At 32.3% G+C, this 3,756-nt stretch carries 3 protein-coding genes; 1 reads left to right on the top strand and 2 read right to left on the bottom strand.

The annotated features are described in order from the left end of the window. The coding region (locus WBN21_RS08590; RefSeq protein WP_424199353.1) for a 1-acyl-sn-glycerol-3-phosphate acyltransferase at window positions 1–875 on the top strand (875 nt) is incomplete at its 5' end. 48 nt (window positions 876–923) lie between these two features. Here WBN21_RS08590 and WBN21_RS08585 read toward each other — a convergent pair. Next, complete coding sequence (locus tag WBN21_RS08585; protein ID WP_424199351.1) at window positions 924–1,313, bottom strand: PUR family DNA/RNA-binding protein; 390 nt, start codon at window positions 1,311–1,313, stop codon at window positions 924–926. Window positions 1,314–1,517: 204 nt separating this feature from the next. Then, the gene (locus WBN21_RS08580) at window positions 1,518–3,281 is read right to left on the bottom strand and encodes an ABC transporter ATP-binding protein (protein ID WP_424199349.1); all 1,764 of its coding nucleotides are present in this window, start codon (window positions 3,279–3,281) and stop codon (window positions 1,518–1,520) included. Between the last annotated feature and the right edge of the window lie 475 nt (window positions 3,282–3,756).

Here is a 3,756-nt window from a genome sequence, read left to right as displayed (position 1 = left end):
TAATTGGAACCAAATGTAATCGGTCTGCATATTTTTTAACCAGAGCATCCGTTTTTAATAAACCTGTAATAGCTAAAATTCTAGAGAGCTTACAAATGCTTCCTGTGTATAGAATTAGAGACGGCTGGGGGAATTTGGAAAATAACAATGCTATTTTTGAATCTTGCTCTAAACTTCTGAATAATAACGAATGTATTGTTATTTTTCCTGAAGGAAATCATAGCTTAGAAAGAACGGTAAGGCCTTTTAGTAAAGGATTTACAAGAATTGTTTTGGATACTTTAGAAAGTTATCCTGAACTTGATTTACAATTATTACCTGTAGGATTGAATTTTGTAAAAGCTGAAAATTTCCCTGATAGTGCCTCTATTTATTTCGGAAAACCTATTTCGGCTAAAAATTATATTTCAGAGAATAAAAATGATGATGTTGTTAGGTTGAAAACTAAATTACAAGCCGAAATAGGCGCATTGACAACTCATATTCCAAAAGCCAATTATCAAGACAATTTAAATAATTTAGAGCGCTTGAATGTTGATTTTTTAAATCCTAAGGCAGTAAATAAGTGTATGGCAAATCAGTTTCAGGATTGTAATTCAATAAATACGAATAGCAACAGTTTCTATAGGCCAGTATTTAAAATATTATTTATAATAGCCTTTATTTTACCTTACCTAGTTTGGAAGTTTGTTGCAAAACCCAAAATAAAGGAAATAGAATTCCGCTCTACTTTTAGATTTGCCATGGCTATAACATTAGCACCACTATGGCTAATCATGGTTTGTGTAACTCTAGCAATTTTGTTTGGTTGGAAAGTGGCTGTGGTTTATTTAATTACAAGTTTAATTATAACCTTATTAGCCGTTAAACTATAAAAAAACCGCAACGGTTAGCTGCGGTTTGTTTTTTATGTTGTTTGAAGATTAAATATCATCAAAATCTATATCTGTAAAACTTTCTGGCGTTTGTGTTTTTATATCTGCCTCAGTTACTCGAGATCCATCGTCTTCATACTCCTTTTTAAAATCTTTTTGGTGTCGGTCGCTAATGACTTCATCTCCTTTTTCATTAATGATATAATCAGTCATTTCGGCTAGAATTTCTTTAAACTCTGTAAAGTCTTCTTTGTAAATGTATATTTTGTGTTTTTTGTAATGAAACGATCCGTCGTCATTTGTGAATTTTTTACTCTCCGTAATTGTCAAGTAATAGTCTTCCGCTTTAGTAGCTCTAACATCAAAAAAATAGGTTCTTCTACCTGCTCTTAATACTTTTGAAAAAATTTCCTCTTTCTCCATCATACCGTTATTCATAATTTTATTATCTAAGTTATAGTATCAAAAATCTAAAAAAAAACGTTAAAAACCAATAAATTTTAATTTTTCTTTTTAAAAAATTGGTTTCTGTTGCATTTAATTTAATAAAAAAGGTCTCGATTATAAATCAATATTTTCATTGAGTTTGTTATTCTGCGAAAATCAAACTAAAAAAAACGCACTTTAAGTACTAAATAAAACCTAGAATTTATTTGTGTTAGTTTCACTTAATTGTTTTAAATATAGGTGTTTATAATAGCCTTCAACATTAATAAGGCTGTCGTGGGTGCCTTCTTGAACAATCTTGCCAGCATCCAAAACAATTATTTTATTGGCGTTTTTAGCAGAAGAAACCCTATGACTAACTATAATAGCCGTTTTGCCTTTTGAAATTTTGTTGAGATTTTTTAATATTTTCTCCTCGGTTTCGGTATCTACGGCTGATAAACAATCGTCTAGTAGCAAGATTTTAGGCGCTTTAATTATGGCTCTTGCAATAGATACTCGTTGTTTTTGCCCTCCAGAAAGCGTGATGCCGCGTTCGCCTAAAACGGTTTCATAACCTTTATTAAACTTAATAATATTTTTATGTACTTGAGCATTTTTTGCAGCTTCAATTACTTCCTCTTCAGTAGCATCTTGTTTTCCAAATTTAATATTGGTTTTTATAGTGTCTGAAAATAAAAAGGCATCTTGTGGTACATAACCAATACTATCGCGTAAATCGTTTAAATTTAGTTGGTCTATTTCGGTGTTATTTATGGTTATATGGCCTTTATCAACATCATAAAGTCGGCCTATTAAATCTAAAATAGTCGATTTTCCAGAACCTGTTTTACCTAAAATGGCTAGCGTTTCGCCTTCCTTAATATGGAAGCTAATATTTTTAAGCGCTTGAATATTGGTGTCGTCATAAGTAAATGATACATTTTTAAAATCGATATCGCCGGTAATTTCGGTAGATGCTTCTACATTGTTTTTAATTTCTGGTTCAATTTTTAAAAACTCATTAATTCGTTTTTGTGAAGCTTCAGCCTGCTGCACAATGGAAGTTACCCAACCAACCGTTGCAACTGGCCATGTAAGCATGTTAACATAAATAATAAACTCTGCTATGGTGCCAATACTTTCAATTTCGCCATTAATGTATTGCATACCGCCAACGTAAATAACGAGTAGGTTACTGGTTCCAATAAGGAGAATCATCATTGGAAAAAACCAAGCTTGTACTTTAGCCAAATTAATTTGTTTCTCTTTACTTTCTGCAGCAAGTGATTTGAAATTTACAGAGGTTTGTGGTTCAATTCCGTAGGCTTTTATGACGGAAATACCACTAAAAGATTCTTGAGTAAAGGTTGAAAGTTTCGATAAATATTGCTGTACAATGGTGCTTCGTGTATGGATTTCTTTACTTAATTTATAAATAATAACAGATAAAATTGGTAGAGGTAAAACCGTATATAAGGTTAGTTTTGGTGAGGCATTCACCATGTAAATAATAACAATTACGAATAACGAAAGTGTGTTTATACTATACATTAATGCAGGACCTGCATACATACGCACGCGCGATACATCTTCGGTAATTCGGTTCATTAAGTCACCGGTGCGGTTACTTTTATAAAAATTTAAAGAAAGCTTTTGGTATTGTGAATATATTTCGTTTTTCAAATCATACTCAATATAACGAGACACATTTATTATGGTTTGCCTCATAAAAAAAGTAAGTATGGCAGCAATTAGGGCAGCGCCTATTATGTACAGAATGGCTTCAAGGAGGTCGGCTTTGAAAGTAGCTTCATTGATGGATTTATCGAAATACTGCTCGATAGCTACAAAAATTTTCTTTACATAGCGTGGTGTGTAAAGCAAGAATAATCGGGCTACAATGGTAATTATAGAACCTATTATAAGATGGGTTCTGTATTTAAAAAAGTATTTATTTAAGTGTTGTAATTCTTTCATTTACCTTGTTAGGAATAGGATAGCAAATATAACTTATTAATAGTGATTATGATTATTTATGAGGTTTGCAAAGTGTTAAATATCCTTTAAAAAAGACTGAAGACCGCTTCGCTTTTAGATATATAAACTATGTAAAAAGGCAGATGCCTGCCAACTGAAGAGTGACAACGGCCGACTGACCTGCGTTAGGGATAGTAGTGGAAAGCCCACAGCCCGACGCAGGAGGTGCGAGGACTTGTAACGAAAAGCCCGACGACGACCTTAGGAGGCGTAACGCCCAAATAACTTTAAATTTTATTATTAGGAACTAAATTATAGTGTTATTTTTGCGCCACTAAAAACAATGATGCCTAATTCATATTTTTAATAAAGTTCTTTGTAATGATGCTAAATAGAAGACATATACGTGTAAAAGTAATGCAAACCATGTATGCTTTTAAAGGTAGTGAGAGTGACGATTTTAGTAAAGATCAGA

This window comes from Algibacter sp. (assembly GCF_049667265.1).
Classification (GTDB): domain Bacteria; phylum Bacteroidota; class Bacteroidia; order Flavobacteriales; family Flavobacteriaceae; genus Algibacter_B.
This window is presented reverse-complemented; position numbering and strand designations above follow the sequence as displayed.

What these genes read in the sequence shown, in the direction of transcription:
- WBN21_RS08585 (WP_424199351.1), bottom strand. Translation starts at nt 1,313, where the DNA reads ATGAATAACGGTATGATGGAGAAAGAGGAAATTTTTTCAAAAGTATTA.
- WBN21_RS08580 (WP_424199349.1), bottom strand. Translation starts at nt 3,281, where the DNA reads ATGAAAGAATTACAACACTTAAATAAATACTTTTTTAAATACAGAACC.